The sequence below is a fragment of the Bradyrhizobium jicamae genome (genome assembly GCF_018130695.1).
Classification (GTDB): Bacteria; Pseudomonadota; Alphaproteobacteria; order Rhizobiales; family Xanthobacteraceae; genus Bradyrhizobium; species Bradyrhizobium jicamae_B.
Window position 1 is genome coordinate 16,695 of record NZ_JAFCJX010000047.1, and the last position, 26,038, is coordinate 42,732.

Sequence of the window (26,038 nt, forward strand, 5' to 3'; positions counted from 1 at the left end):
AAATCAGCGCTCCGCGAACGCCTTCTCGACCACGAACTGCGCGGGCTCGCCGTGGTTGCCTTCGACGAAGCCGCGGCCGTTCAGCAGCGTGCGGGTGTCGGCGACCAGCGCCGGCGAGCCGCAGATCATGACGCGGTCATGGGCGGGATCGAGCGCGGGCAGATTGATGTCGGCAAACAGCTTGCCCGAGGTGATGAGGTCGGTGATGCGGCCACGGTTGCGGAAGGGATCGCGGGTCACGGTCGGATAGTAGATCAGCTGGTCGCGCACGAGCTCGCCGATCAGCTCATCCTTCGGCAGCTGCTCGGTGATCATCTCGCCATAGGCGAGCTCCCTCACCTTGCGGCAGCCGTGCAGCAGCACGACCTTCTCGAAGCGGTCGTAGGTTTCAGGGTCCTTGATCACGCTGAGGAACGGCGCGAGGCCGGTGCCGGTGCCGACCAGATAGAGGTTGCGGCCGTCCTCGAGGTTGTCGATCACGAGCGTGCCGGTGGCCTTGCGGCTGACGATGATCTCGTCGCCCTCTTTCAGGTGCTGGAGGCGCGAGGTCAGCGGGCCATCCGGAACCTTGATCGAGAAGAACTCGAGCGTGTCCTCGTAATTGGCGCTGGCGACGCTGTAGGCCCGCAGCAGCGGCTTCTCGCCGACCTTGAGCCCGATCATCGTGAACTCGCCGTTGCGGAAGCGGAACGACGGATTGCGGGTGGTCCTGAAGGAGAACAGCGTATCGGTCCAGTGGTGAACGCTCAGGACGCTTTCCTGGTTGAAGTTGCTCATCGTCACATTCCTTGACCAAGGGGCCGGATTGGCGGCAAAATCATTCGTACACGATCGTTAGTATACAAATGAATAATCCAGCTTGATCCGACCGTCAAGGCACATGCAGAATGGTCGGCGAAGGCCTTGAACCAAAAGGAAAAACCATGGCGCACGATGCACCCCAGGCGACCGGCCCGAGCAAGCTGGTGATCCACAATATCGGGCTTTTGCTGTCGGGCGACCTGGAACGGCCGATTCTGGATGCCGACACCATCGTGGCCGAGAACGGCAAGATCACTGCAATAGGCCGCCTGAAGGATGTGGATACCGAGGGCGCCACCACCATCGTCGATGCCATGGGCACGACCGTCGCGCCAGGTCTGATCGACAGCCACGTCCACCCGGTGGCGGGCGACTGGACGCCGCGGCAGAACCAGATCAACTGGATCGACAGCTATCTGCATGGCGGCGTCACCACCATGATCTCGGCCGGCGAGGTCCACATGCCCGGCCGTCCCCGCGACGTCGTCGGCGTCAAGGCGATGGCGATCTTCGCGCAGCGCGCGTTCTGGACGCTGCGGCCCGGCGGCGTGAAGGTGCACGCCGGCGCGCCGGTGATCGAATGCGAGATGGTCGAGGACGACTTCAAGGAAATGGCGGCCGCCGGCGTCAAGCTGCTCGGCGAGGTCGGTCTCGGCGGCGTCAAAGACGGGCCGACCGCACGCAAGATGGTCGGCTGGGCGCGCAAATACGGCATCCAGAGCACGATCCACACCGGCGGCCCCTCGATCCCCGGCTCCGGACTGATCGACAAGGACGTGGTGCTGGAGGCCGACACCGACGTGGTCGGCCACATCAATGGCGGCCACACGGCCCTGCCCGACGACCAGATCCGCTGCATCTGCGAGGGCTGCAAGCGCGGGCTGGAGCTGGTTCACAACGGCAATGAGCGCTCGGCGCTGTTCACTCTGCGCACCGCGCGGGAGATGGGCGATCTGCATCGCGTCATCCTCGGCACCGATGCGCCGGCCGGCTCCGGCGTGCAGCCGCTCGGCATCCTGCGCATGGTCTCGATGCTGTCCTCGCTTGGCGAGCTGCCGGCCGAGCTCGCCTTTTGTCTGGCCACCGGCAATACCGCGCGGATGCGCGAGCTCGACTGCGGCCTGATCGAGGTCGGCCGCTCCGCCGATTTCGTGCTGATGGACAAGGCCCAGCACTCACCGGGCAAGAACATCCTGGAGAGCGTGCAGCTCGGCGACCTCCCCGGCATCGGCATGACCATCATCGACGGCATCGTGCGCACGCAACGCAGCCGCAACACGCCGCCGGCCGGCAAGGTGCCGGAGATCGTGGCGAAGTAGCCCGCTATTTGTAGGGTGGGCAAAGGAGCGAAGCGACGTGCCCACCATCACGAGCACGCCGGGAATGGTGGGCACGGCGCTGCGCGCCTTTGCCCACCCTACCGGATCGTCCTGCGATCCGCGGCCAGTCGTCGCATGGATTGACGTGCGAGCCGTTCCTTTCACCCGTCGTCATTGAGGTGTATCCTGCGCCCAAAGCGAACCTAGCCGGCGGCACTCGCAAGAGGCATTTTCGATCCGGAATAGTTCCTGCTGCACGCCGCCGAGCTGTGTTGATTCACACCAGGCAAACAGGAGGCAGCACGATGACGATGAGGCCAGATCCCACGTTTCACGCCTCGCCGAAGCTTGCGATGGAAGCGCCGGCCGAGACCTTCGCCTACACCGTGCTGCTCAGCCCGGACTTTTCCAAGCCCGACGCGCTCGCCGTGATCGACGTCAAGCCGGGATCACCGACCTACAGCAAGATCGTCCACACCGTGACGATGCCCAACAAGGGCGATGAGTTTCACCATTTCGGATGGAACGCCTGCTCATCGGCCCTGTCCCCGCTCGCGGGACACGCCTTCATCGAGCGCCGTTATCTCATTATTCCCGGCATGCGATCCTCACGGATCTACATCGTCGATACCAAGCCGGATCCCAGGGAAGCCAAGATCCACAAGATCATCGAACCCGAGGAGGTCTTCAAGAAGACCGGCTACTCGCGGCCGCACACGATCCACTGCGGCCCGGAGGGCATCTATGTCTCGACACTCGGCGGTGGCGGCAAGGACGGCACCGATGGCCCGCCCGGCATCTTCATCATGGACTGCGAGACGTTCGAGGTGCTCGGGCGCTGGGAGATCGATCGCGGTTCGCAGACCAAGCACTATGACTTCTGGTGGAACCTGCCGCGCGATTACATGGTGAGCAGTGAATGGGCCTTGCCGCCGCAGTTCGAGAACGGAATCGTGCCGGAGGATCTGCTGTCGAACAAATACGGCCATCGCCTGCATTTCTGGGATCTGCGGGCGCGGCGCAATGTCCAGACCATCGATCTCGGCGCCAATCATCAAATGGCGCTGGAGGTGCGTCCCGCGCATGATCCGGTCCGCGAATATGGCTTCGTCGGCGTCGTGGTCGATACCACCAACCTCGAGGGTTCGATCTGGACCTGGTGGCGCGAGGGCGGCAAGTTTCACATCGAGAAGACGGCGACGATCCCGCCCGAGGCAGCACAGAAGGACCAGCTGCCGCCGCTGCTGCAGGGCTTTGGCGCGGTGCCGCCGCTGGTGACCGACATCGACCTGTCGATGGACGACAAGTTTCTCTACGTCGCCTGCTGGGGCACCGGTGAGATGCGCCAATACGACGTCAGCGATCCCCGCAAGCCGAAGCTCGCCGGATCGGTCCGCATCGGCGGCATCGTTCGCCGCGCACCGCACCCGAACGGCCAGGCCTTTGCCGGCGGTCCGCAAATGGTCGAGATCAGCCGCGACGGCAAGCGGGTCTACTGGACCAATTCGCTGTACTCGACCTGGGACGACCAGTTCTATCCGCAGGGTATTCCGGGCGCCGAGGTGATGGCGAATGCGAGCCCGGGTGGCGGCCTCGAACTCGCAAAGGATTATTGGGTGAGCCTCCCCGACGGCTACCGTGCGCACCAGATCCGGCTCGACGGCGGTGACTGTTCGACGGATTCGTTCTGCTATCCGTCGGCGTGAATGTGAGCGCGGCCGATTGGACACTGGCCTGGCTGTGGCTGGCTGTCATTGCGAGCGGCCTCTACCACGGGATCAACCCCGGCATGGGTTGGCCGCTCGCGGTTTCGGCCGGATTGATGCAGCGAAGCTCGCGTGCGCTGGTGGCTGCCCTCGGGCCGCTCGCGATCGGCCACCTGCTCGCGATGCTGCTCGTGATCCTGCCCTTCGCGCTGCTGGTCGCGCTTGTCGACTGGCAACGTCCGATCCGGATCAGCGCCAGCCTGCTTGTCATCTGCTTCGGCCTCTATCGGTTGATCGACCGGCGGCATCCGAAGGCGTTGGCGCGGATACCGCCGACGCAGCTCGGCCTGTGGTCCTTCGCGGTGGCGATCGCCCATGGCGCGGCGCTGATGCTGGTGCCAATCTATCTCGGGCTCTGCCGGGAGGCCGATGCCGACACGGGCCACGCGGCCGCTCGCGCTTTGATCGACGTCAACCTGACGATGGCCGTGCTGGTCTCCATCGTCCACGCGAGCGCGATGATCGCCGCCGGCGGATGCCTGGCGTGGCTGGTCTACCGCTATCTCGGCCTCAAATTCGTCAGCCGGAGCTGGTTCAATCTGGATACCGTCTGGGCTGCCAGTCTCGTGCTGGTCGGCGCCGTCGCACTGGCGTTCGGCCTCGAAGCGTAGATACATAGGGTGGGCAAAGCGACCCCGTCCACGGTAGCTCAACGAGCGAAGACGGAAGCGTGCCCACCATCGCGAGCACGCCGGGAATGGTGGGCACGGCGCAAAGCGCCTTTGCCCACCCTACTCAACGCAATTTACTCAGCAGCGCGACCAGCGTCTCGCGCTCTTTGGCATCAAGCGGCGCCAGCGTTTCCTTGGAAATCGCCAGCGCGGCGGGTGCGGCTTTCTCGGCCAGTTGCTGGCCTGCACGCGAGAGACTGACCTGCAGGCGGCGCCCATCCTCGGGATCGGGCGACGTCTCAGTCAACCCGCGCGCGGTGAGCCGATCGATCACGCCCTTGATGGTCGCGACATCCATCGAGGTCAGCCGCCCCAGCTGGTTCTGCGAGCACGCGCCGACCTCGGACAGTTTCGACAGCGCGGCCCATTGCGTCGGCGTCAGGTTGATCCCGATGTCGCGGGCGAAAATCATGGCGTGGCGCTGCGAGACCTGGCGCAGGATGAAGCCGATCTGCTCGTCGAGCACATAGGGCGATTTGGCTGCCTTGACGCTTCGCTTGGGAGACCCGTTCCTTGCCATCGTCCCGCCCCTACAGCGACAGATGCGCGTCGCGGATGTCCGGACGCGCGTCGAGCTCGGCCATGGTGCCGCCGAAGCAGATCCGGCCGCGCTCGATGATGTAGGCGCGGTCGGAGATCAACCGCGCGAAATGCAGGTTCTGCTCGGAGACCACGATGCTCACCCCCTCCTTCTTCATGGCGAGGATCGCATCGACCATCTGCTCGACGATCTTCGGCGACAGCCCTTCCGACGGCTCATCCAGCAGCACCAGCGAGGGATTACCCATCAAGGTGCGCGCGATCGTCAGCATCTGCTGCTCGCCGCCGCTCATGCGGCCGCCGGGGCGGTTGCGCATCTCGCCGAGATTGGGAAACAGCTTGAACAGTTTTTCGCGATCCCATTCCGGTGCGTTGGCGCGCTTCGGCTGGCGTCCAACCTCGAGATTCTCCTCGACGGTCAGATCGGTGAAGATTCGCCGCTCCTCCGGCACATAGCCGAGGCCGCCACGCACGATCGCATGCGTCGGCTCGCGCGAGACGTCCTTGCCTTCGAACACGATCTGGCCGGAGCGGTTCTGGACGAGACCGACGATGGAGCGGAACGTGGTCGATTTGCCGGCGCCGTTGCGGCCGAGCAACGCAACCACTTCACCCTCCCCGACCTCGAAACCGATGTCGAACAGGATGTGCGCCGGGCCGTAGAAGCTGTTGAGATCCTTCACCGCGAGCTTCATGCGTGCGCTCCCTCGCGATGCCGGGCGTCATAGACGAGGCCTTCGCCAAGATAGATCGCCCGCACCTGCGCGTTGCCGCGGACCTCCTCGGGCGAGCCTTCGGCGATCAGCGTGCCGCGGTTCAGCACCAGGATGCGGTCGGCATGCTCGAACACCACGTCCATGTCGTGCTCGGTGAAGAGCACGCCGAGCGACTGCTCGCGCGCGATCTGCGCGGTCAGCCGCATCAATTCGATCCGTTCGCGCGGCGCCATGCCGGCAGTGGGCTCGTCCATCAACAGCAGTTTCGGCTGGTTGGCGAGCGCGATTGCAAGCTCCAGCCGCTTGAGGTCGCCATAGGCGAGCTCGCCGCAGGGGCGCTCGGCATAGGCACCCATGCCGACGAGATCGAGCAGCCGGCCCGCCTCCTCGCGCGCGAAATTCGTAGTCGAGCGCCAGAGATTGAACAGCTGCTGCCGGTGCGAGACCAGCGCGACCTGGACGTTCTCGCGCACCGTCATGGTCGGGAATGTCGCGGTGATCTGGAAGGTGCGGCCGACGCCCATCCGCCAGACCACGCGCGGCTTCTTGCCGGTAGTCTCCTGCCCCATCACGCGGATGCGGCCGGAGTCCGGCGTGTTCTGGCCGTTGAGCATGTCAAAGCAGGTGCTCTTGCCCGCCCCGTTCGGCCCGATCAGCGCCAGAATCTCGCCGGCACGCAGCTCGAACGAGACGCCGCGCACGGCGTGCACGCCGCCATAGGACTTTGTGAGCCCCTCGACCGACAGCAATGTGGGGACCATGCTCATTCGGCGGTCTCGATGCGGGAGGTGAGGATGGCGGGTTTTGCCGGCGTGGAGTTGCCGCGGCGGTTCATCATAGACTCCAGCGTGCCGACGATGCCCTTGGGGAATGCGACAACGATCAGCACGACGAAGCCGCCGAGCACGAGCTTGGACCATTCGGTCTGGCTGACCAGCCAGATGTTCAGCGCCTTGTAGACGATTGCGCCGATCACCGCGCCGGACACCGTCTCGACGCCGCCGAGCAGCACCATGACCAGCGCATCGACCGAAAGCGGAATTCCCATATTGTCGGGGAATACGCTGCCCTTGAGGTAGGCGAACAGCGCGCCGGCGACGCCGGCCGTGGTGCCTGCGATCACGAAGGCGGTCCACTGGATGCGCTTGGCGTTGATGCCGATCGATTCGCTGCGCAGCGGCGAGTCGCGCGTGGCGCGCAGCGCATAGCCGAACGGCGAGAACACGATGATGCGCAGGATCACCACCGCGAGCGCGGCGATACCGAGCGACAGCCAGTAGAAATGCGACGGGCCCGCCGCCCATTTCTCCGGCCAGACGCCGAGGATGCCGTTGTCGCCGCCGGTGACGGAGACCCACTGGAACGCGATCGACCAGACGATCTGGGCAAAGGCCAGCGTCAGCATCGCGAAATAGACCCCGGAGAGCTGCACCGCGAAGAAGCCGAACACGGCGGCACCGAGGAGCCCGAGCAACGGCCCGAGCAGCAACGACACGATCATCGGGAGCCCCGCCATCTTGGCAAGGAACGCGATGCCGTAGGCACCAAGCCCGAAATAGGCGGCGTGGCCGAACGAGGCGAGCCCGCCGACCGACATCAGGAAATGCAGGCTGACGGCGAAGATCACGAAGATCGCGATCTCGGAGCCTACGGTCAGCGCGTAATTGCCGGCGAACAGCGGCAGCGCTGCCGCGACGACCAACGCCGCAAGCGCAGCGAAACGCTCGTTCGTGGTCAATGGCCGCCACGGATTGACGGTGAGGCCCGGCGTGCGCCGCGCCGGCGCCTCCGGCTTGCCGAACAGGCCCCAGGGCCGAACGATCAGCACCACCGCCATCACGAGGAAGACCAGGATGATCGAGATCTTCGGGAAGATCAGGATGCCGAAGGCATTGAGCTCGGAGACCAGCACGGCGGCGACGAAGGCACCGATGATGCTGCCGAGGCCGCCGATCACGACCACGACGAAGACTTCGACGATGACGCGCAGGTCCATCGCGTGATTGACGGCGTCGCGCGGGATCTGTAGCGCGCCGCCGAGCGCGGCCAGGAAGACGCCGAGCGCAAACACGGATGTGAACAGCCATTTCTGGTTCACGCCGAGCGCTGCGACCATGTCGCGGTCCTGCGTCGCGGCGCGCACCAGCACGCCCCAGCGGGTGCGCTGGAACAAGAGCCAGAGGATGCCGAGCACGACGGGCCCGAGCACGATCAGGAACAGATCATAGCTCGGCACATTCTGGCCGAAGAAATCGACCGCGCCCTTGAAACCGGGCGCGCGGCGGCCGAGCAGATCGTCCGGGCCCCAGATCAGCACCACGAGGTCCTCGACCATCAGCGTCAGGCCGAAGGTCGCGAGCAGCTGGAACAATTCCGGCGCGTGATAGATCCGCCGCAGCAGCACCATTTCGACCAGCACGCCGATCGCGGCGACGATCAGCGCGGCGGCGACGATGCCGCCCCAGAAGCCGAGCGCGCCGGACAGCCGCTCGGTCAGCGTGAAGGCGACATAGGCGCCGAGCATGTAGAAGGCGCCATGCGCAAAGTTCACGATCCGCGTCACGCCGAAGATGATCGACAGGCCAGATGCGACCAGGAACAGCGACGCCGCGCTGGCAAGACCGGTCAGGAACTGGACGATGTAGAAGGCCATAGGCGGTCCGCGTTGGAGTTTAAAGTCACCTCTCCCCGCCTGCGGGGAGAGGTCGAATTCAAGCGACAGCTTGAATTCGGGTGAGGGGAACCCTCCGCGAGCTGAACTCGTGGAGAGAGCCCCTCACCCCAACCCTCCCCCCGTAAGAACGGGGAGAAGAGGAGGAAGCATCAATCCTTCGGCCGCAGCTTCTCGACTTCGGCGTCGCTGGGCAGATAGTCCGCGCCCTTGCGATAGACCGAATCCACCATCACGCCCTTGCCGTCCTTCAGCGCGGTCTTGCCGACGAAGGCGCCAAGTGTCGACTGGTGATCGATCTTGCGGAAGGTGATCTCGCCGAACGGTGACGCGACCTGCAGACCTTCGGTCGCCGCGATCAGCTTCTCCGGATCGGTGGAGTTGGCCTTCGCGAGAATCGCGGCCGCCGACTTGATGGTCTGGTAGCCGACGATCGAGCCGAGCCGCGGATAGTCGTTGTACTTGGCCTGATAGGCCTTCAGGAACGCGTCGTGCTCGGGGGTCTTGATCGCGTACCAGGGATATCCCGTGACGATCCACCCTTCCGGCGTCTCGTCCTTCAGAGGATCGAGATATTCCGGCTCGCCGGTCAGGAAGCTGACCACCTTGCGATCCTTGAACAGGCCGCGGGTATTGCCCTCGCGCACGAGCTTGACCAGGTCGGCACCGAACGTGACGTTGAGGATCGCTTCGGGGTTCGCCGCTGCGACCGCCTGCACCACCGGGCCCGCATCGATCTTGCCCTGCGGCGGCCACTGCTCGTCGACCCACTGGATGTCCGGACGCTTCTCCGACATCAGCTTCTTGAACACCGCGACCGCCGACTGGCCGTATTCATAGTTCGGCGCGATCGTCGCCCAGCGTTTTGCGGGAAGCTTCGCGGCTTCCTCCACCAGCATCGCCGCCTGCATGTAATTCGAGGGGCGGAGACGGAACGTGTATTTGTTGCCCTTCGACCAGGTGATGGCGTCGGTCAGCGGCTCGGCTGCCAGAAAAAACACCTTCTTCTGGTTGGCGAAGTCGCTGACGGCGAGGCCGATGTTGGACAGGAACGTGCCCGCGAGCATCGCGACGTTCTCGCTCGACACCAGCTCATTCGCTGCGGTCTGCGCATCGGCCGGCTTGCCGCCGTCATCCTTGGAAATGACGACCAGCTTCTTGCCGTTGATGCCGCCGGCCGCGTTGACTTCTTCCACCGCGAGCTGCCAGCCCTTGCGGTAGGGCTCGGTGAACGCCGGCAGCAGCGAGTAGCTGTTGATCTCGCCGATCTTGATCTCGCCGCTCTGCGCCATGGCTGGACCAGCCATGCCCGCAAGCGCAATCGCCAAGCCAGCCCCTACGAAATAACCACGCATCCCGTACCTCCAGTTTCTAAAAGTTGCTTATCGTAATCCGTCTTCGCCCTTGATCTCGCCGACCGTCAGCCCGCCGACGCGTGGCAACGGCCGCCCGCTGTCGGTGACGGCAACCGCGACCATGATCTCGTTTGCGCGGGGCGCGTCGTTGATCTGCACCTCCATGCCGTCGAAATGGCTGCGCACGAACGCCGCGTCCTTGTGCCCGAGCGGAATGTCGAGCGTGGTGCCCGGCCCCGAGCGCTTCTTCGATGACGGAATCAGCGCCGCGCCCTTGCTCAGCACCTTGCGCACCGGCGCGCCCATCTTCGGATGCAAGATCGCGGCCGCGTGCTCCAGCTCGCCGTTTTCGCCGACGGCGGCGGCCTTGCCGTAGGAATGCGCTTTCGCACCATCGATGCCGAGCGCGGCCACTGCACGCTTCGACAGCAATTCGCCGAGTTCCTCGCCAATCGCAATCAACGGCGACAAATCCTCGACATAGCGGCCGGCAAACGGATTTTCGATCACGGCGATCGCCGCCGCCCGCCGCGTCGGCGGCGAGATGGTCTTGCCCATCTCAAGATGGGTCTCCTCGACCACGGTGACGATCTTGCGAATGACCGCGCTCATAAGCCTCGCTCCCGCTCACAACACATGCATGACGTTTTCTATCGCGCTTCCATGAAGCGCCTGCGATGCCGGCAATGCCTCCGCCGCGGCGCCGACGACCACGGTTTCACCCAGTAGACGCAACGCCGCGCCCTCGATCAATCCCGACGTAAGGAGCCCGCGCGCCCGCGCCGCACCCGTCTCCAGCGCCTGCTCGATCTCGGCGGGCGACAACCGGCCGACGTCGCGGGTCACCAGCCGCGCGCCAAGGTCGCTGCCCGGCTGCAACTCGTCGGCGGGAACGCGGAGCACCGCGGGATGTCCGGGCAGATCGACCGCGTTGGCGATGATGGTGGCGGCTGCATCGGCCTGCGACGCCGACCGCGCCAGCACGGTGACGGCGTCGGCGATGCCCAGCGAAAAGCTGCGGCCGTGGCGACCGCTGGTCGCGATGCCGCGCACGGGAGAGTCGGCATCGACCGTCATGGTCCGCATCACGCCGTGGCGATCCGGACGGTCCAGCAATCCAACGGAGAACTGTTCGCCGCCGGTCAGATGCAGCGCGATATCTCCGCCATTGTTGACATAGGCACGGTCGAGCGGCGCGGCTTGCAGCATCGCGCCCAGAATTTCCTCCGCGACCGAGCCTGCCACCGCCGCCATCGGCGTGATGAAGCACTTGTCCGCAAACGGCGCCACCGCGGTGTACATGCGATGCGCAACAACGCCGCTCAGGCTGCATTTCCGGGGATCGGCCGCCCTGCGCAGCTCAGTGAGTTCTCCGCAAAGCTCATCCAGCAGCCCGGTGAACCGCCGTGCGGCCATCAGATAGGCGGCACGGACCTCGACCTCGCTGCCGCCTTTGGCCTCGACGATCAGATCGATCGGACCGTCCTGCAAATGCAGCCGCTTGCCGTCAGGAAGAAGCGCGATTTGCGGCAGCCGGGTCATGCGCGCCGTCCCATGATTGATGGCATCGGGCGAACATCGGCGCTGTCGCGGAGCGACGACAGCGGCCGGACATAATCCATGTGACCGCCGAGCGCCGCGTAATCGGACAATCGCATCGTGAACTCGATCGGCGCGACCAGCGCCGGCGTCGGCACGTAGCCGAACGCGCCGGCCGGCATCTGCGTGACGTCGACCATGTAGGTGATGCCGCCACCCGGCCAGACATAAACCGGCGCGCCGCCACTGGTGACGCGGGTCAGCGCGTCCTTCACCGAGCGCGTCAGCCGCACCGGATTGTCGGTGACGCCGGCGCGCAGCGAGCCGCCTGCACCGCCCATGAACAGCACCGTGCACAGCGCCGGCTCGCAATTCTCCTGGATGCGCTCGACGGAGAATTTCAGATCCGCCGGCATCTCGGTCTCGACCGGCTCCAGCGTGTCATCGAGCACGTAATAGGAGGCGTGCTCGCCAGTCGTCGAGACCATCAGCATGGTCAGGCCGGCCTTCGCTTCCTTCGGATTGAAGGGTCCAAGGATCGACAACGGATCCGAGATGTTGGTGCCACCCCACCCGGTGCCGGGATCGGCAACCTGGAAGTAGCGGCCGGGCGTCGAGCGCCGGCCCTTCATCTTGATGCCGGTGTCGGCGATATCGAGCAGCTTGCCCGCCTGGTGCTCGCTGAGCACGCCGGTGATGTGATCGTCGACCACGACGACCTCATCGACCTTGCCGTGCCACTGCTTGGCGAACATGCCGATGGTCGCCGAGCCGCAGCCGACCCGCATCCGCTCTTCCGCGACGCCATTGACGATCGGCGGCTTGCCGGCCTGCACCACGACGGTGGCGCCGCCGTCGATGGTCAGCTCCACCGCCTTGCAGTTGGAGAGATCCATCAGGGTGTCGCAGGTGACGCGGCCTTCCTTCTTGGAGCCGCCCGTCAGGTGATGCACGCCGCCGAGCGACAGCATCTGCGAGCCATATTCGCTGGTCGTGACGTGACCGACCGCCTCACCTTGCGCGCGCACCGTCGCGGTCTCAGGGCCGAGATAGCGGTCGGTGTCAATCTTCACCTTGACGCCGCAATAGGAGAAAATGCCTTCGGTCACGACCGTAACCATGTCGACGCCATCGATCTCGGATGAGACGATGAAGGGCGCAGGCTTGTAATCGGGATAAGTCGTACCCGCACCGATCGCGGTGACGAACAGGTCCGGCTGACGGACGATCTTGCCGTCCCAATCGCCGCTGACCTGGAACGGCACGAGCTTGCCGCCATGCTCGACCGTGCGCTCCAGCACGACATGCGGATCGACACGCACCAGCGTGCCGTCGTGGTTGGCGTAGCGGTCGCAGGCGCCGGCCGCGCCCGGCTTGATGTAGCACATCACCGGACAGGCATCGCAGCGGATCTTGTCGCCGGCGGCAGCGGTCGTTGTGTCAGACATCGTGAACAAGCCTGGACTTGTGGCGGCCGGTCATCATACTCCTTTTCCGGTCACCCGCTGAGATCGTTCGTATACGAATGATCCTGCGCGCGGTCCCGAAACCTGTCAAGCGGCGTTCACGGCCAAATTGGGCAACTGCCGCATAATAATTCAGTTTGCCTGCTCTCCTTGTCCATAAAGCGGGCATACGCTGCGGCGCGGCATGGCACCGCTTGCACGTTTGTATACAAACGTTATCCTTCCCGCCGTCTCGCGCGACGTTGCAGCGCAAACATGAGGGGAGATCGAGAGCGATGCGCCTGACCGTGAACGGCAGGAACCATGACGTCGATGCCGCTCCCGACACCGCATTGCTTTACGTGCTGCGCAACGATCTCGAACTGAATGGACCGAAATACGGCTGCGGCCTCGGCGAATGCGGCGCCTGCGCCGTGTTGATCGACGGCGTTGCGGCGCGCTCGTGCGTGATTCCGATCGAAGGCTGCGAAGGCCGCGACATCGTGACGCTCGAAGGCCTCGGCAGTCGCGCACATCCCGATCCCGTGCAGGACGCCTTTATCGCCGAGCAGGCCGCGCAGTGCGGCTACTGCCTCAACGGCATGATCATCACCACCAAGGCGCTGCTCGCACGCAATCCGCATCCGTCCGAGCCTGAGGTGCTGGAGGCGCTGCGCTACAATCTCTGCCGCTGCGGCGCGCATATTGAGATCGTCCGCGCCGCGATGCGCGCCGCCGGCCACGCGCCCGAGGCGCGCAAGTGATGGACACGCCCGCCCCTTCCCCGTCCGGTTCTCTCGCTGTCGTGCGCCCTTCGATCCTCGGCGCGGAAGGCACGTTCGAGACCTTCATCCGGATCACCGCCGACGGTTCGGTGAACGCCTATAACGGCCATGTCGATCTCGGCACCGGCATCCGCACCGCGCTCGGCCAGATCGTCGCCGAAGAGCTCGACGTCTCCTTTGCCCGCGTTGTCGTCGTGCTCGGCGACACCTCGACTGTGCCGAACCAGGGCGCGACGATTGCGAGCGAGACGATCCAGATCGCCGCGGTGCCGCTGCGCAAGGCCGCAGCGCAGGCGCGACATTTCCTGGTGACGCGCGCGGCCGAGCGACTCGCGCTTCCGGCCGAGGACCTCACGATCGAAGACGGGCTGATCCGCGGCAAGGACAATCGCAGCGTCAGCTACGGCGAGCTGATCGCAGGCGAAGACATCCGCCTTCAGCTTGCCGATCACGTCGAGGTCAAGCCGATTGACGCTTATTCGGTCGTTGGGCAATCCGTGCCGCGCGTCGATCTGCCGGCGAAGGCGACCGGCGAGCTCGTCTATGTCCACGACGTGCGCGTGTCAGGCATGCTGCACGGCCGCGTCGTGCGTCCACCCTATGCCGGTGTCGATGCCGGGCCGTTCGTCGGCACCAGCCTGATCGCGGTCGACGAAAATTCAGTGCGCGACATTCCCGGCCTTGTCGCGGTGGTGCGGATCGGCGATTTCGTCGGCGTCGTCGCCGAGCGCGAGGAGAATGCGATCAAGGCGGCGGCGCAGCTCAACGTGACCTGGAAGCCGGGGCCTGCGCTGACCGATCTCGCCGATGTCGAGAAAGCATTGCGCGCCAATCCGTCGACGCCGCGCACGCTGATCGACAAGGGCGACGTCGATGCGGCGATCAAGGCCGCCGCCAAGCCGATGCAGCGCACCTACGTCTGGCCCTACCAGATGCACGGCTCGATCGGCCCGTCCTGCGCGGTCGCCGACTACAGGGACGGCGCGATCCGCGTCTGGTCCGGCACGCAGAATCCGCACATCCTGCGCGGCGACCTCGCGCTGCTGATCGAGCGGCAAGAGGCCGAGATCGACGTTATCAGAATGGAAGCCGCCGGCTGCTACGGCCGCAACTGCGCCGACGACGTCACCGCCGACGCGCTGCTGCTGTCGCGCGCGGTCGGCCGCCCGGTGCGCGTGCAGCTCACCCGCGAGCAGGAGCATGCCTGGGAGCCGAAGGGCACTGCACAGTTGATGGACGTCGATGGCGGGCTCAACGCCGACGGCAGCGTTGCCGGTTACGACTTTGCCACGCGCTATCCCTCGAACGGCGCGCCGACCCTGGCGCTGCTGCTCACCGGCCGCATCGCGCCGACACCGGCCGTCTTCGAGATGGGCGATCGCACCGCGATCCCGCCCTACGACTACGAGCACCTGCGCGTCGTCGCCAACGACATGCCGCCGATCGTGCGCGCCTCCTGGTTCCGTGGCGTCTCGGCGCTACCCAACACCTTTGCGCATGAATCCTGGATCGACGAATGCGCCAGCGAGGCCGGCGTCGACCCGATCGAGTATCGCCTGCGCTATTTGAAAGATTCCCGCGCGATCGATTTGGTCAACGCGGTCGCCGAGCGCGCCGGATGGAAGCCGCGCCCGGTGCGGCAGGAGAAGGAAGCCGAAGGCGATATCGTGCGCGGCCGCGGCTTTGCCTATGCGCTCTATGTGCACAGCAAGTTTCCCGGCTATGGCGCGGCATGGTCGGCCTGGATCGCGGACGTCGCGGTCAACAAGGCGACCGGCGATGTCAGCGTGACCCGCGTCGTCGCGGGCCAGGATTCCGGATTGATGATCAATCCGGACGGCGTGCGACACCAGATCGAGGGCAACGTCATCCAGTCGACCAGCCGCGCGCTGATGGAGGAAGTCTCCTTCGAGCGCGGCGAAGTGGCGGCACGGGAATGGGGCACCTACCCCATCATCAAATTCCCCGACGTACCGAAGATCGACGTGCTGATGCTGCCGCGGCAGGATCAGCCGCCGCTCGGCGTCGGCGAATCCGCCTCCGTGCCCAGCGCCGCCGCGATCGCGAATGCGATCTATGATGCGACCGGCGTACGATTCCGTGAGCTGCCGTTGACGCCCGAACGCATCCTCAGGGGATTGCACGGCGAGCAGCCGGCGGCATCAGCCGCGCTGGCAGCGCCCGCGCCGACGGCTGCGCTCGACAGATGGAAGAATCCGTTTGCGAAGCGCAGCGGCGTGCTGGCCGGCATCGCAGCGCTTTGCGCCGCAGCCCTCGGTATCGGTGCCGCCGTGCTGCCCTGGCGCGCCATCGCGCCGATCGCGCGGCCCGATGCGTCCGTATTCTCCGCAGCGACGATCGCCCGCGGCAAGGAGCTTGCCGCACTCGGCGCCTGCGCGGTCTGCCACACCGCCGAGCACGGCACGCTGAACGCCGGCGGGCGGCCGCTGGAGACGCCGTTCGGCACGATCTACACCACCAACATCACGCCCGATGTCGAAACCGGCATCGGCGCCTGGTCCTATCCCGCCTTCGAGCGCGCGATGCGCGAGGGCATCCATCGCGACGGGCGGCATCTCTATCCCGCCTTCCCCTACACGCATTTTGCGAAGGCTGCCGATGCCGACCTGCAGGCGCTCTATGCCTACCTGATGGCGCAAACGCCGGTGCGTGCGGCAACGCCGAACAACGCGCTCGCCTTCCCGTTCAACATCCGCCCGTTGCTCGCCGGCTGGAATGCGCTGTTCCACCAGCCGGCCCCATTCCAACCCGATCCCGGCAAGTCGGAAGTCTGGAATCGCGGCGCCTATCTGATCGAAGGCCTCGGTCATTGCAGCGCCTGCCATTCACCGCGCAATGCACTCGGCGCGGAACAGCAGAGCAAATATCTCGCGGGCGGTTTCGCCGAAGGCTGGGAAGCGCCGGCGCTGACGTCGCTGTCGAAGGCGCCGATCCCGTGGAGCGAGGACGAGCTGTTCGCCTATCTGCGCACCGGCGAGTCGCGCTTCCACGGCGTGGCGGCCGGACCGATGGCGCCCGTGGTGAAGGAACTCGCCGCCCTGCCCGATCAGGACATTCGCGCCATGGCGGTCTATCTCGCGTCCTTCAACGACGCCGCTGTCGATGCGTCTGCGCAGCAGACGCTCGCCGCGAAGCTCGAAGCCGCCACAGTCACAGCGACCGCCTCCTCCGCCGGCGCGCGGATCTATCAGGGCGCCTGCGCGGTCTGCCACGAGGTCGGCGGCCCGCCGCTGTTCGGCAGCCGGCCGTCGCTTTCGTTGAACAGCAATCTGCACAGCGACGCCCCGGACAATCTGATCCAGGTGATCCTGCACGGCATCGCCAAGCCTGCCGTGACCGATCTCGGCTACATGCCGGCCTTCAAGGACAGCATGACCGACGGCCAAATCGCCGAGCTCGTGTCCTATCTCAGGCGGCAATTTGCCCCCGCCAAGCCGGCCTGGGGTGACGTCGCCACAACCGTGGGCCGTATTCGGCAGACCATAGCGCGCTGAGCTGCCATGTTCCGCCCAAAACCCTCTGGGCGGGCGCCATCGGGCACGTTAAAGTTCCCCCATGACGGTCACAGATATTGCAACCCGGACCTACAATCACGGCTGGCGGCTCGATCCGATCGTGCGCAGCCTGCTCGACACCGATTTCTATAAGCTGTTGATGTTGCAGATGATCCGGGAATGCTATCCGGACACGCGCACGACCTTTTCGGTGATCAACCGCTCGACCCAGATCCGGCTTGCCGAGGTGATCGACGAGGGCGAGCTGCGGGCCCAGCTCGACCATGCCCGCACCATCCGTTTCAGCAAGAAAGAGCTGATCTGGCTCGCCGGTAACACGTTCTACGGCAAGACCCAGATGTTCTCGCCGGACTTCATCAACTGGCTGTCGAATTTCAGCCTGCCCGAATACGAGCTGCGCAAGGTCGAGGGGCAGTACGAGCTGCATTTCCACGGGCCGTGGACCCACACGACGATGTGGGAAATTCCGGCGCTTGCAATCATGAACGAGCTGCGGTCGCGCGCGGCGACCAAGGACTACGGCCGCTTCGCGCTCGACGTGCTCTATGCCCGCGCCAAAGCAAAACTGTGGTCCAAGGTCGAGCGGCTGCGCAAGCTCGAGGGCCTGCGGCTGTCCGACTTCGGCACCCGCCGCCGCCACGGCTTCCTCTGGCAGCGCTGGTGCGTCGAGGCGGTCAAGGAAGGCCTCGGCGCGTCCTTCACCGGCACCTCGAACGTGCTGCTCGCGATGGACAATGATCTCGAAGCGATCGGCACCAATGCGCATGAGCTGCCGATGGTCGCAGCAGCGCTCGCCAATTCCGACGAGGAGCTGCGCTGGGCGCCCTATCGCATCCTCGACCAGTGGCGCCACGCCTATGGCGGCAATCTGCTGATCGCGCTGCCCGATGCGTTCGGCACCAAGCCGTTCCTGCGCGATGCGCCGGAATGGGTCGCCGACTGGACCGGCTTCCGCCCCGACAGCGCGCCGCCGATCACGGCCGGTGAAGACATCATCAAATGGTGGAAGCAGAAGGGCCGCGATCCCAAGGAGAAGCTCTTGGTGTTCTCCGACGCCATGGATGTCGGCTCGATCGAGGAGACCTTCCGGCATTTCAAGGGCCGCGTCCGCGTCAGCTTTGGCTGGGGCACCAACCTGACCAATGATTTTGTCGGCTGCGCGCCTGACGATTCCGACGCGCTCGATCCGATCTCGATCGTCTGCAAGGTGACGTCGGTCGACGGCCGGCCCGCCGTGAAACTCTCCGACAATCCGGAGAAGGCCACCGGCATCCCCTCCGAGGTCGACCGTTACTTGCGCGTGTTCGGCAATGTCGGCCGCGTTCGCACCGCAGTTCACGTATAAATCTGCGGATACGCTTATCCCATCGACTGACCTGACGAGTTTCGCATGCCCGCACCCAAGCCGCCTGCCTTCGAAACCTTGAGCCTGCATGCCGGCCAGCGCCCGGATCCCGTGACCGGCTCGCGCGCGGTTCCGATCTACCAGACCACGTCCTACGTGTTCCAGGATGCCGACCATGCCGCGGCGCTGTTCAACCTGGAACGCGCCGGCCACATTTACACCCGCATCTCCAATCCGACGACATCAGTGCTGGAGGAGCGCATCGCCGCGCTCGAATGCGGCGTCGGCGCGATCTGCACCGCGAGCGGCATGGCCGCGCTGCATCTCGCCATCGCGACGCTGCTGAATGCCGGCGACCACATCGTCGCCTCCGCCTCGCTCTATGGCGGCACCATCAATCTGTTGGCGCACACGCTGCCGCGCTTCGGCATCACCACGACGTTCGTGAAGCCGCGCGCGCTCGACGATTTCCGCGCCGCCATCAAGCCGAACACGCGGCTGATCATCGGCGAGACCATCGGCAATCCCGGGCTCGAGGTGCTGGATATTCCGGCGGTTGCTAGAATCGCGCATGACGCCAAAATTCCTCTGTTGATCGACAACACTTTCGCGACGCCCTATCTCAGCCAGCCGATCGAGCTCGGCGCCGACATCGTGATGAACTCGGCGACCAAGTGGATGGGCGGCCATGGCATCGCGATCGGCGGCGTCATCGTCGACGGCGGGCGGTTTGACTGGCGCGCTTCCGGCAAGTTCCCGCAGCTCTCCGAGCCCTATGCCGGCTATCACGGCATCGTCTTCGACGAGCAGTTCGGCAAGGCCGCCTTCATCATGCGCGCCCGCACCGAAGGCCTGCGCGATTTCGGCGCCTGCCTGTCGCCGACCAACGCCTTCCAGCTGCTGCAGGGCCTCGAGACGCTCGGCGTCCGCATGGACCGTCATATCAGCAATACGCACGCGGTGCTGAATTTCCTCACCGCCAACAAGGGCGTCGAATGGGTGCTGCATCCGTCGCTTGAGAACCACCCCGACCATGCGCTCGCCAAGACATTGCTGCCGCGCGGCGCCGGCTCGATCGTCAGCTTCGGCATCAAGGGCGGCCGCGCCGCCGGCAAGAAGTTCATCGAGTCATTGAAGCTGATCAGCCATCTCGCCAATGTCGGCGACGCCAAGACGCTGGTGATCCACCCCGCCAGCACCACGCATCAGCAGATGGACGCTGACCAGCTCAAGGCCGCCGGCATCGGCGAGGAGCTGGTGCGGCTCTCGGTCGGCATCGAAGCCGTCGCCGACATCATCGACGATCTCGGCCAGGCGCTACGCGCCTCGCAAAGGACTTGAGCCCATGCAGCTGTCCGTCAACGGTTTTGACACGTTCATCGCGACCGGCGGCAAGCCGTTCGATCCGTCCTTGCCATCAGTGGCGATGATCCACGGCGCCGGCTTCGATTCCTCCACCTGGGCGCTGCACAGCCGCTGGTTCGCCCATCACGGCTATGCCGTGCTCGCGCCCGACCTGCCCGGCCACGGCCGCTCCGCCGGCAAGCCGCTGCCGACAATCGCCGAGATGGCCGACTGGATCGCGGCGTTGCTGACTGCAGCCGGCGCGTCAAAAGCAAAACTGATCGGCCATTCGATGGGCTCGCTGATCGCGATCGAAACCTCGGCGCGGCATCCGGACAAGGTCTCCGGCCTCGCGCTGATCGGCACCGCCGCAACCATGACGGTCGGCCCCGATCTCCTGAAGGCCGCCGAAGCCAACGATCCCGCCGCGATCGACATGGTCTCGATCTGGGGCCTTGGCTTCAAGGCCGAGCTCGGCGGCAGCCTCGCGCCTGGCCTGTGGATGCACCAGGGCGCGCAGCGCGTGCTGCAGGAGACGAAGCCCGGCGTGCTCTACAACGACCTCAACGCCTGCAACGCCTATCAGAACGCGCTTCAAGCTGCCGCCACGGTCAAGGTGCCCGCGACCTTCATCCTCGGCGAACGCGACATGATGACACCGGCGAAAGCCGGCAAGGCGCTGGCGGCTGCGACGCCGAATGCACGCACCGTGGTGCTCGCGGGCGCCGGCCACATGATGATGGCCGAGCAACCCGACGAGTTGCTGGCGGCGCTGCGGTAGTATCCTCGCACTGTTCTCCTACCCCTCATCCTGAGGAGCGCGGAACGCGCGTCTCGAAGGACGAGGCCACAGACGGGGCCTGTGGTTCGAGACGCCGCTTTGCGGCTCCTCACCATGAGGGTTTAACAGAGCAGTTCGTCGCATCACTGCTTCGCCGGCTTCCTTTCGATCGGGTGGATGTCGATCGCGCGCAGGCGGCCGAGGCGCAACACGTCCATCGCAAGCCGCCGGTCGATCCGGTCGCGATCCAGCGCGCGGATCAGGTCGTCGACGCCGTTGATCTCGGCCCCATCGAGTCTGATCACGACATCGCCCGGCAACAGGCCGGCCTTCGCCGCGGGACTGTCCGGCTCGATCTGCGCCAGCAGCGCGCCCATCGTGTTGTCGACGCCGGCGACCACCGCGTGGCGGCGCGGGATCGGGGCGGTCTGGCCGGCAACGCCGATATAGGCGCGGCGGACATAGCCGTGGCGGATGATCTCCGACAGCACGAATTGCGCCGTGTTGCTGGCGACCGCAAAGCAGATACCCTGCGCGCCGTTGATGATCGCCGTGTTGATGCCGATCACCTCCGCATTCGACGACACCAGCGGCCCGCCGGAATTGCCGGGATTGAGCGCGGCATCGGTCTGGATCACGTCCTCGATGGTGCGCCCGCTCACCGAGCGGATCGAGCGGCCGAGCGCCGACACCACGCCGGCCGTGACCGTCGATTCAAAGCCGAGCGGATTGCCAATCGCGACCACCAGCTGCCCGCGCCGCAGGCTCTTCGAGTTGCCTAGCGAGGCATAGGGCAGATCGCGCGCGCCATCGGCGCGCAGCAGCGCCAGATCGGTGTCGGGATCGACGCCGAGCACATGGGCGTCGGTGACGAACCCTTCGGTGTCGCGCAGCCGAATCTCCTTCGACGATCCGACGACATGGCTGTTGGTCAGCACGAGGCCGTCAGGCGAGATCACGATGCCCGAGCCGAGCCCGCCGCGCTCACGTGCGGAGCGCACCTTCGGCCCGGTCTCGACCCGCACGACGGCAGGGCCGACGCGCTCGGTGACATCGATCACGGCATTGGAATAAGCATCGAGCAAAACCCGGTCATCGCGGGCAGGCTCGGCCGTTCGCGATGACGCGCGGTCATCGGCGATATCTGCGGTAAAATCCAGCATGGCGAGAATCCTTCGGCCTCCTCAGATGGTGGCCGGGAACCGCCTGCGCAAGATGCCCGCGCGGCTGGCGCAGGGCAGCCCTACGTCGCCCGCCGCAGCGTGCCGCCGCGCGCCCGCACGGGATCGAGCAGCGACCAGTCGCCCTCCGGCAGCACATGGCCCTTCGGGAACGGCGCGCGAGCCTCGATCCCGAGCGAGCGCAGCACGCGGTCGTCGCGGTAGTAGCATTGCAATACGACACGGACGAGCGTTGCGGCCGCAGCGCCGCCGCTCGCGCGAAACTCCTGCGCCACCGCGTCGCGCCTGGCCGGTTCGAGCTCGGCGAGCGGCATCCCCGCCAGCTTCGCCAGATGATCGAGCGCCTGCGCGACAGGCGCGGTGTCGCGGCCGAGTGTTGCCAGCATGTCGGCCTGGATGACGGGATCATCCGCACCCGGCACTTTGTATTCGTCGCTGGCAGGAACGATCATCGCCGCGATGGTGCGGAGATCGGCACGCTGGGCAGACGTCAGTTCAGTTGCTACGGACATGGCAATCTCAATCGAACAAATTCGCAAGGCGCTGCTTCATCTGGTCGGCGATGTAGAGCGCGAGCGCCTGAATGGTGGAGGTCGGGTTCACGCCACCCGAGGTGACGAAGATGCTGCCGTCAACGATGAAGAGATTCTTCACGTCATGCGAGCGGCCCCATTCGTTAACGACGGAACGCTCGGGATCGGTGCCCATCCGCGCGGTGCCGAGCAGGTGCCAGCCGCCCCAGGGAATCGGCGAGTTGGTGCAGATGTCGGTCGCGCCCATGGTCTCGAGGACCTCGCGGCCGCGCGCCAGCCCGTGCTCCATCATCTTCCGGCTGTTCTCGGAGATGGTGTAGTCGATCTTCGGCGCCGGAATGCCGTGGCTGTCCTTCAGCATCGGATCGAGCGTGACGCGGTTATGCTCCTCCGGCAGATCCTCGCAGATCGCGGAGAAGCCGATCCGGTGACCATTGAGCTTGCGGAACACGCGGTGATGATCAGCGCCCCACGGCAGGATGCCCTTCTGCTCACTGACCACGGCCTCGAACACCGGCCCGGCGCCGCGCACGAACTGGACGCCATAACCGCGCACGAAGCCGCGCGAGAGGTCGGTGTCGTACCACTCCTTGCTCCACAGGCAGGTCGGCGGCGCGCGGTTGGCATCGGTCGGCTCCTGCACATAGCCGTAAATCTGCGCGTAGGGGTGGAACATCAAATTCTTGCCGACCAGGCCCGATGAATTGGCGAGCCCATTCGGAAATTTTCCCGACACGGAATTGAGCAGCAGCCGCGGCGTGCCGACGCCGTTGCAGGCGATGATCACGACATGCGCGGGCTGGAACTGCTCCACGCCATCCTTGTCGTAATAGACCACGCCCGAGGCCATGCCGTCCTCGTCGGTGGTGACTTCGCGCACCCGGCAATGGGTGCGCAGCTCGACACCGGCGCGGATCGCATGCGGCCAATAGGTGATGTCGGTCGAAGCCTTCGCGCCCTGCGCGCAGGCCGGCGTGCAATGGCCGAGATTGATGCAGCGCGCCCTTCCCTCATAGTCCATCGTCGCAACCGTCGTGTCCGACGGCCACCAGTGCCAGCCGAGCTTGTTCATGGCCTTGCCGATCATGGCGCCGGACAATCCCATCGGCTGTTGCGGCATCGGCGGGTGCGACAATGGCGACAGCGGATCGCCGGAGAGACCCGACGTGCCCATCATCCGGTCGTTCTCCTCGAAGAACGGCGTCAGCGTGTCGTAATCGATCGGCCAGTCGTCGGCGACGCCGTCCAGCGTCTTCACCTTGAAGTCGCTGGGATGCAGCCGCGGCCAGTGCGCGGTGTACATCACGGTCGAGCCGCCGACGGCATTGTAATTGACGACCTTGATCGGCGAATTGTCGTCGTTGATCGGATAATCCTCGGGCCGGCCGCGGACGTTCGGGCTCGACGACCACTCGCCGTAGAATTTCGCCTCCCAGTCCCGGCCGGTGCTCGGATATTCCGCCGGGTTCATCCAGCCGCCCTGGTCGAGGCAGAGGATGTGCATCTTGGTATCGGCCAGCGACCAGGCCACCGCCGCGCCGGACGCGCCGGCGCCGATGATCAGGACGTCAACGGGATCGTTCATTCCTGGGTCCTTGTTCTTGGTTCTTGCGCGTTTCCGTCGTCCCTGGCGGGCGACCCGTGCCGGCGACGATAGGGTGAATCTGGCAACCGAGTAAAGGCAGCCGAACGGTGGGGTGCATGGCTTGGCCAGCCTGCCCGGCAAATCGCGATACCAGCCCCGCTTTTCAATATTTGGTTTGCGCGCCCATTCCGGTTAGCCTTGCCGACAACGAACATTTCAGGGAGCCACGCCACGTGACCGGTTCGCGCGAGAGTTCGACCGATCGGCTCGACTACGACGTCATCATCATCGGCGCCGGCCTGTCGGGCATGTATCAGCTCTATCGCCTGCGCGAGCTCGGCCTGAAGGTGCGCGTGTTCGAGACCGGCACCGGCGTCGGCGGCACCTGGTACTGGAACCGCTATCCCGGCGCGCGCTTCGATTCCGAGAGCTATTCCTACGGCTATTCCTTCTCCAAGGAGCTGCTGCAGGAGTGGGAATGGTCCGAGCACTTTGCCGGCCAGCCGGAGACGCTGCGCTATTGCAATTTCGTCGCCGACAAGTTCGATCTGCGGCGCGACATCCAGTTCGAAAGCCGCGTCGCGTCCGCGATCTATCAGGATGCGACGCGCAGCTGGGCGATCACGCTGGACAACGGCACGCGCCATAGCTGCCGCTTTCTGGTCACTGCGATCGGCCCGCTGTCGACCCCGACGCTGCCGCGCGTCGAGGGCATTGAGCGTTTCAAGGGGCAATCCTTCCACACCGCGCGCTGGCCGAAAGAGAAGGTGGATTTTGCCGGCAAGCGCGTCGCCGTGATCGGCACCGGCGCGACCGGCATCCAGACCATCCAGACCATCGCGAGCGAGGTCGGGCATCTCACCGTGTTCCAGCGCACCGCCAACTGGGCCGCGCCGCTGCACAACGGCAAGATCGACGCGGAGACGCAGGCGAAGATCAAGGCCGGCTATGGCGAAATCTTCCGACGCTGCCAGGAGACCTTTGCCTGCTTCGTCCACACGCCCGATCCGCGCGGTGCGTTCGAGGTCTCGGACGCCGAACGCGAGGCGTTCTATGAAAAGCTCTATGGCGAGCGCGGCTTCGGCATCTGGCAGGGCAATTTCAAGGACATCCTGATCGACCGCAAGGCGAACGCCACGATCTCTGATTTCGTCGCGCGCAAGATCCGCGAGCGCGTGAGGGATCCAGTGGTGGCGGACAGACTGATCCCGAAGAACCATGGCTTCGGCACAAGGCGGCTGCCGCTCGAGACCTTCTATTACGAGGTCTATAACCGCGACAATGTCGATCTCATCGACATCTCGGAAACCCCGATCGAGCGGATCACGCCCGAGGGCATCAAGACCAGCGAGCGGGAGTTCGCGTTCGACATCATCATCTACGCCACCGGCTTCGACGCCATCACCGGCAGCTTCGACAAGATCGATTTCCGTGGCGCCAATGGCGCGCTCTTGAAGGACAAGTGGCGGCGTGGCCCGGAAACGTATCTCGGGCTGATGGTCGATGGCTTCCCCAACATGATGATGCTGATGGGCCCGCACACCGCACTCGGCAATATCCCGCGCAGCATCGAATACAGCGTCGATTGGGTCACCGGCTTGATCACATTTGCGACGGAGAGAGGCTTGACCTTCCTCGACGCGACGCCCGCGGGAACGGCGGCCTGGACCGATCACGTCAAGGCGCTCGGCGTCGGGCTGCTCTCCAACGAGGTCAACTCCTGGATGACCGGCATCAACTCCAACGTCGAGGGAAAGCAGACGAGAATCGTCGCCCGCTACAGCGGCAGCGCCCCGGCCTATCGCGCCAAATGCGACGAGGTCGCAGCGAATGGGTATGATGAGTTGAGGCTGGCGTAAGTCCTCCACCGTCGTCCTGGCGAAAGCCAGGAGGTGGATTCACATTCGAAGTGCAACACTTGAGCAGCAAAGACCTCCGCCGGGGTCTTGAAGTCAAGGCATTTGCGTGGGGTGTTGTTGTAGGCGGCCATGGACTGGCGAAAGCGGCGGGTCGGGAGCTTTTCGAGGTCGGTGTTGCGTGGAATGAAGCGGCGCGTGCCGCATCGTAGCGTTCGCCGCTGACCATCAACCTCCAGGCGATGCGCGCGACCTTGTTGGCGAGCGCC

21 protein-coding genes are annotated in these 26,038 nt (G+C 65.3%); 9 read left to right on the forward strand and 12 right to left on the reverse strand.

Annotated elements, in window-relative coordinates; all coding sequences use genetic code 11:
* Positions 1-3: 3 nt before the first annotated feature.
* Positions 4-777, reverse strand: coding sequence for a ferredoxin--NADP reductase (locus JQ604_RS39265; protein ID WP_212366118.1), 774 nt, complete (start codon positions 775-777; stop codon positions 4-6).
* 146 nt (positions 778-923) lie between these two features.
* On the opposite strand from JQ604_RS39265, the gene JQ604_RS39270 reads away from it, so the two are divergent.
* From JQ604_RS39270 to JQ604_RS39280, 3 genes are all read left to right on the forward strand, one after another.
* Positions 924-2,120 carry an amidohydrolase family protein gene (locus JQ604_RS39270; protein WP_212366119.1) on the forward strand — a complete coding sequence of 399 codons (1,197 nt, stop codon included), beginning with the start codon at positions 924-926 and terminating at the stop codon, positions 2,118-2,120.
* A 305-nt stretch (positions 2,121-2,425) separates the two neighbouring features.
* Entirely contained in the window at positions 2,426-3,826 is a 1,401-nt protein-coding gene (locus JQ604_RS39275; protein WP_212366120.1) for a selenium-binding protein SBP56-related protein, read from the forward strand.
* A 2-nt stretch (positions 3,827-3,828) separates the two neighbouring features.
* Entirely contained in the window at positions 3,829-4,497 is a 669-nt protein-coding gene (locus JQ604_RS39280) for a hypothetical protein (RefSeq protein ID WP_212366121.1), read from the forward strand.
* Between the two features lie 124 nt (positions 4,498-4,621).
* Here the strand turns inward: JQ604_RS39280 and JQ604_RS39285 are convergent, their stop codons facing one another.
* The 8 genes from JQ604_RS39285 to JQ604_RS39320 all read right to left on the reverse strand — a co-directional run bounded on the left by JQ604_RS39285 (position 4,622) and on the right by JQ604_RS39320 (position 12,826).
* Entirely contained in the window at positions 4,622-5,077 is a 456-nt protein-coding gene (locus tag JQ604_RS39285) for a MarR family winged helix-turn-helix transcriptional regulator (RefSeq protein WP_212366122.1), read from the reverse strand.
* A gap of 10 nt (positions 5,078-5,087) precedes the next feature.
* Positions 5,088-5,792, reverse strand: coding sequence for an ABC transporter ATP-binding protein (locus JQ604_RS39290; protein WP_212366123.1), 705 nt, complete (start codon positions 5,790-5,792; stop codon positions 5,088-5,090).
* The gene (locus tag JQ604_RS39295; RefSeq protein ID WP_212366124.1) at positions 5,789-6,580 is read right to left on the reverse strand and encodes an ABC transporter ATP-binding protein; all 792 of its coding nucleotides are present in this window, start codon (positions 6,578-6,580) and stop codon (positions 5,789-5,791) included. The genes JQ604_RS39290 and JQ604_RS39295 overlap by 4 nt, the downstream gene beginning before the upstream one ends.
* Positions 6,577-8,466, reverse strand: a complete 1,890-nt coding sequence (locus JQ604_RS39300; RefSeq protein ID WP_212366125.1) for an ABC transporter permease — start codon at positions 8,464-8,466, stop codon at positions 6,577-6,579. The genes JQ604_RS39295 and JQ604_RS39300 overlap by 4 nt, the downstream gene beginning before the upstream one ends.
* 170 nt (positions 8,467-8,636) lie before the next feature.
* On the reverse strand, positions 8,637-9,839 hold the full coding sequence (locus JQ604_RS39305) for an ABC transporter substrate-binding protein (RefSeq protein ID WP_212366126.1): 1,203 nt from the start codon (positions 9,837-9,839) through the stop codon (positions 8,637-8,639).
* Between the two features lie 27 nt (positions 9,840-9,866).
* A complete protein-coding gene (locus tag JQ604_RS39310) occupies positions 9,867-10,451 on the reverse strand; it encodes an amino acid synthesis family protein (RefSeq protein WP_212366127.1) in 585 nt (194 codons plus the stop codon).
* Between the two features lie 15 nt (positions 10,452-10,466).
* Positions 10,467-11,381 carry a UPF0280 family protein gene (locus JQ604_RS39315; protein ID WP_212366128.1) on the reverse strand — a complete coding sequence of 305 codons (915 nt, stop codon included), beginning with the start codon at positions 11,379-11,381 and terminating at the stop codon, positions 10,467-10,469.
* Entirely contained in the window at positions 11,378-12,826 is a 1,449-nt protein-coding gene (locus JQ604_RS39320; protein WP_212366129.1) for a 6-hydroxynicotinate reductase, read from the reverse strand. The genes JQ604_RS39315 and JQ604_RS39320 overlap by 4 nt, the downstream gene beginning before the upstream one ends.
* Positions 12,827-13,119: 293 nt before the next feature.
* Between JQ604_RS39320 and JQ604_RS39325 the strand changes: the two genes are divergently transcribed.
* The 5 genes from JQ604_RS39325 (at position 13,120) to JQ604_RS39345 (ending at position 20,614) form a co-directional block, all read left to right on the forward strand.
* Positions 13,120-13,587, forward strand: a complete 468-nt coding sequence (locus JQ604_RS39325) for a (2Fe-2S)-binding protein (RefSeq protein WP_212366130.1) — start codon at positions 13,120-13,122, stop codon at positions 13,585-13,587.
* The gene (locus JQ604_RS39330; RefSeq protein ID WP_212366131.1) at positions 13,587-17,123 is read left to right on the forward strand and encodes a molybdopterin cofactor-binding domain-containing protein; all 3,537 of its coding nucleotides are present in this window, start codon (positions 13,587-13,589) and stop codon (positions 17,121-17,123) included. The genes JQ604_RS39325 and JQ604_RS39330 overlap by 1 nt, the downstream gene beginning before the upstream one ends.
* A gap of 61 nt (positions 17,124-17,184) precedes the next feature.
* Positions 17,185-18,489 (forward strand): nicotinate phosphoribosyltransferase, encoded by a 1,305-nt coding sequence (gene pncB / locus JQ604_RS39335; protein ID WP_212366132.1) that lies wholly within the window; start codon positions 17,185-17,187, stop codon positions 18,487-18,489.
* Positions 18,490-18,534: 45 nt separating this feature from the next.
* The gene (locus tag JQ604_RS39340; RefSeq protein WP_212366133.1) at positions 18,535-19,830 is read left to right on the forward strand and encodes an O-acetylhomoserine aminocarboxypropyltransferase; all 1,296 of its coding nucleotides are present in this window, start codon (positions 18,535-18,537) and stop codon (positions 19,828-19,830) included.
* Positions 19,831-19,834: 4 nt separating this feature from the next.
* Positions 19,835-20,614 carry an alpha/beta fold hydrolase gene (locus tag JQ604_RS39345; protein ID WP_212366134.1) on the forward strand — a complete coding sequence of 260 codons (780 nt, stop codon included), beginning with the start codon at positions 19,835-19,837 and terminating at the stop codon, positions 20,612-20,614.
* Positions 20,615-20,757: 143 nt separating this feature from the next.
* Here the strand turns inward: JQ604_RS39345 and JQ604_RS39350 are convergent, their stop codons facing one another.
* From JQ604_RS39350 to JQ604_RS39360, 3 genes are all read right to left on the reverse strand, one after another.
* Positions 20,758-21,777, reverse strand: a complete 1,020-nt coding sequence (locus JQ604_RS39350) for a S1C family serine protease (protein ID WP_212366135.1) — start codon at positions 21,775-21,777, stop codon at positions 20,758-20,760.
* A gap of 80 nt (positions 21,778-21,857) precedes the next feature.
* Positions 21,858-22,307 (reverse strand): hypothetical protein, encoded by a 450-nt coding sequence (locus JQ604_RS39355; protein ID WP_212366136.1) that lies wholly within the window; start codon positions 22,305-22,307, stop codon positions 21,858-21,860.
* Positions 22,308-22,314: 7 nt separating this feature from the next.
* Positions 22,315-23,913: a GMC family oxidoreductase gene (locus JQ604_RS39360; RefSeq protein ID WP_212366137.1), complete on the reverse strand. Its 1,599-nt coding sequence runs from the start codon at positions 23,911-23,913 to the stop codon at positions 22,315-22,317.
* 233 nt (positions 23,914-24,146) lie between these two features.
* Between JQ604_RS39360 and JQ604_RS39365 the strand changes: the two genes are divergently transcribed.
* Complete coding sequence (locus tag JQ604_RS39365; protein WP_349631188.1) at positions 24,147-25,772, forward strand: flavin-containing monooxygenase; 1,626 nt, start codon at positions 24,147-24,149, stop codon at positions 25,770-25,772.
* Positions 25,773-26,038 lie beyond the last annotated feature (266 nt).

Coding starts and splice junctions, on each gene's coding strand:
- JQ604_RS39265 (WP_212366118.1), bottom strand. CDS start 777: ATGAGCAACTTCAACCAGGAAAGCGTCCTGAGCGTTCACCACTGGACC.
- JQ604_RS39270 (WP_212366119.1), top strand. CDS start 924: ATGGCGCACGATGCACCCCAGGCGACCGGCCCGAGCAAGCTGGTGATC.
- JQ604_RS39275 (WP_212366120.1), top strand. CDS start 2,426: ATGACGATGAGGCCAGATCCCACGTTTCACGCCTCGCCGAAGCTTGCG.
- JQ604_RS39285 (WP_212366122.1), bottom strand. CDS start 5,077: ATGGCAAGGAACGGGTCTCCCAAGCGAAGCGTCAAGGCAGCCAAATCG.
- JQ604_RS39290 (WP_212366123.1), bottom strand. CDS start 5,792: ATGAAGCTCGCGGTGAAGGATCTCAACAGCTTCTACGGCCCGGCGCAC.
- JQ604_RS39295 (WP_212366124.1), bottom strand. CDS start 6,580: ATGAGCATGGTCCCCACATTGCTGTCGGTCGAGGGGCTCACAAAGTCC.
- JQ604_RS39300 (WP_212366125.1), bottom strand. CDS start 8,466: ATGGCCTTCTACATCGTCCAGTTCCTGACCGGTCTTGCCAGCGCGGCG.
- JQ604_RS39305 (WP_212366126.1), bottom strand. CDS start 9,839: ATGCGTGGTTATTTCGTAGGGGCTGGCTTGGCGATTGCGCTTGCGGGC.
- JQ604_RS39310 (WP_212366127.1), bottom strand. CDS start 10,451: ATGAGCGCGGTCATTCGCAAGATCGTCACCGTGGTCGAGGAGACCCAT.
- JQ604_RS39315 (WP_212366128.1), bottom strand. CDS start 11,381: ATGACCCGGCTGCCGCAAATCGCGCTTCTTCCTGACGGCAAGCGGCTG.
- JQ604_RS39320 (WP_212366129.1), bottom strand. CDS start 12,826: ATGTCTGACACAACGACCGCTGCCGCCGGCGACAAGATCCGCTGCGAT.
- JQ604_RS39325 (WP_212366130.1), top strand. CDS start 13,120: ATGCGCCTGACCGTGAACGGCAGGAACCATGACGTCGATGCCGCTCCC.
- JQ604_RS39330 (WP_212366131.1), top strand. CDS start 13,587: ATGGACACGCCCGCCCCTTCCCCGTCCGGTTCTCTCGCTGTCGTGCGC.
- pncB (WP_212366132.1), top strand. CDS start 17,185: ATGACGGTCACAGATATTGCAACCCGGACCTACAATCACGGCTGGCGG.
- JQ604_RS39340 (WP_212366133.1), top strand. CDS start 18,535: ATGCCCGCACCCAAGCCGCCTGCCTTCGAAACCTTGAGCCTGCATGCC.
- JQ604_RS39345 (WP_212366134.1), top strand. CDS start 19,835: ATGCAGCTGTCCGTCAACGGTTTTGACACGTTCATCGCGACCGGCGGC.
- JQ604_RS39350 (WP_212366135.1), bottom strand. CDS start 21,777: ATGCTGGATTTTACCGCAGATATCGCCGATGACCGCGCGTCATCGCGA.
- JQ604_RS39355 (WP_212366136.1), bottom strand. CDS start 22,307: ATGTCCGTAGCAACTGAACTGACGTCTGCCCAGCGTGCCGATCTCCGC.
- JQ604_RS39360 (WP_212366137.1), bottom strand. CDS start 23,913: ATGAACGATCCCGTTGACGTCCTGATCATCGGCGCCGGCGCGTCCGGC.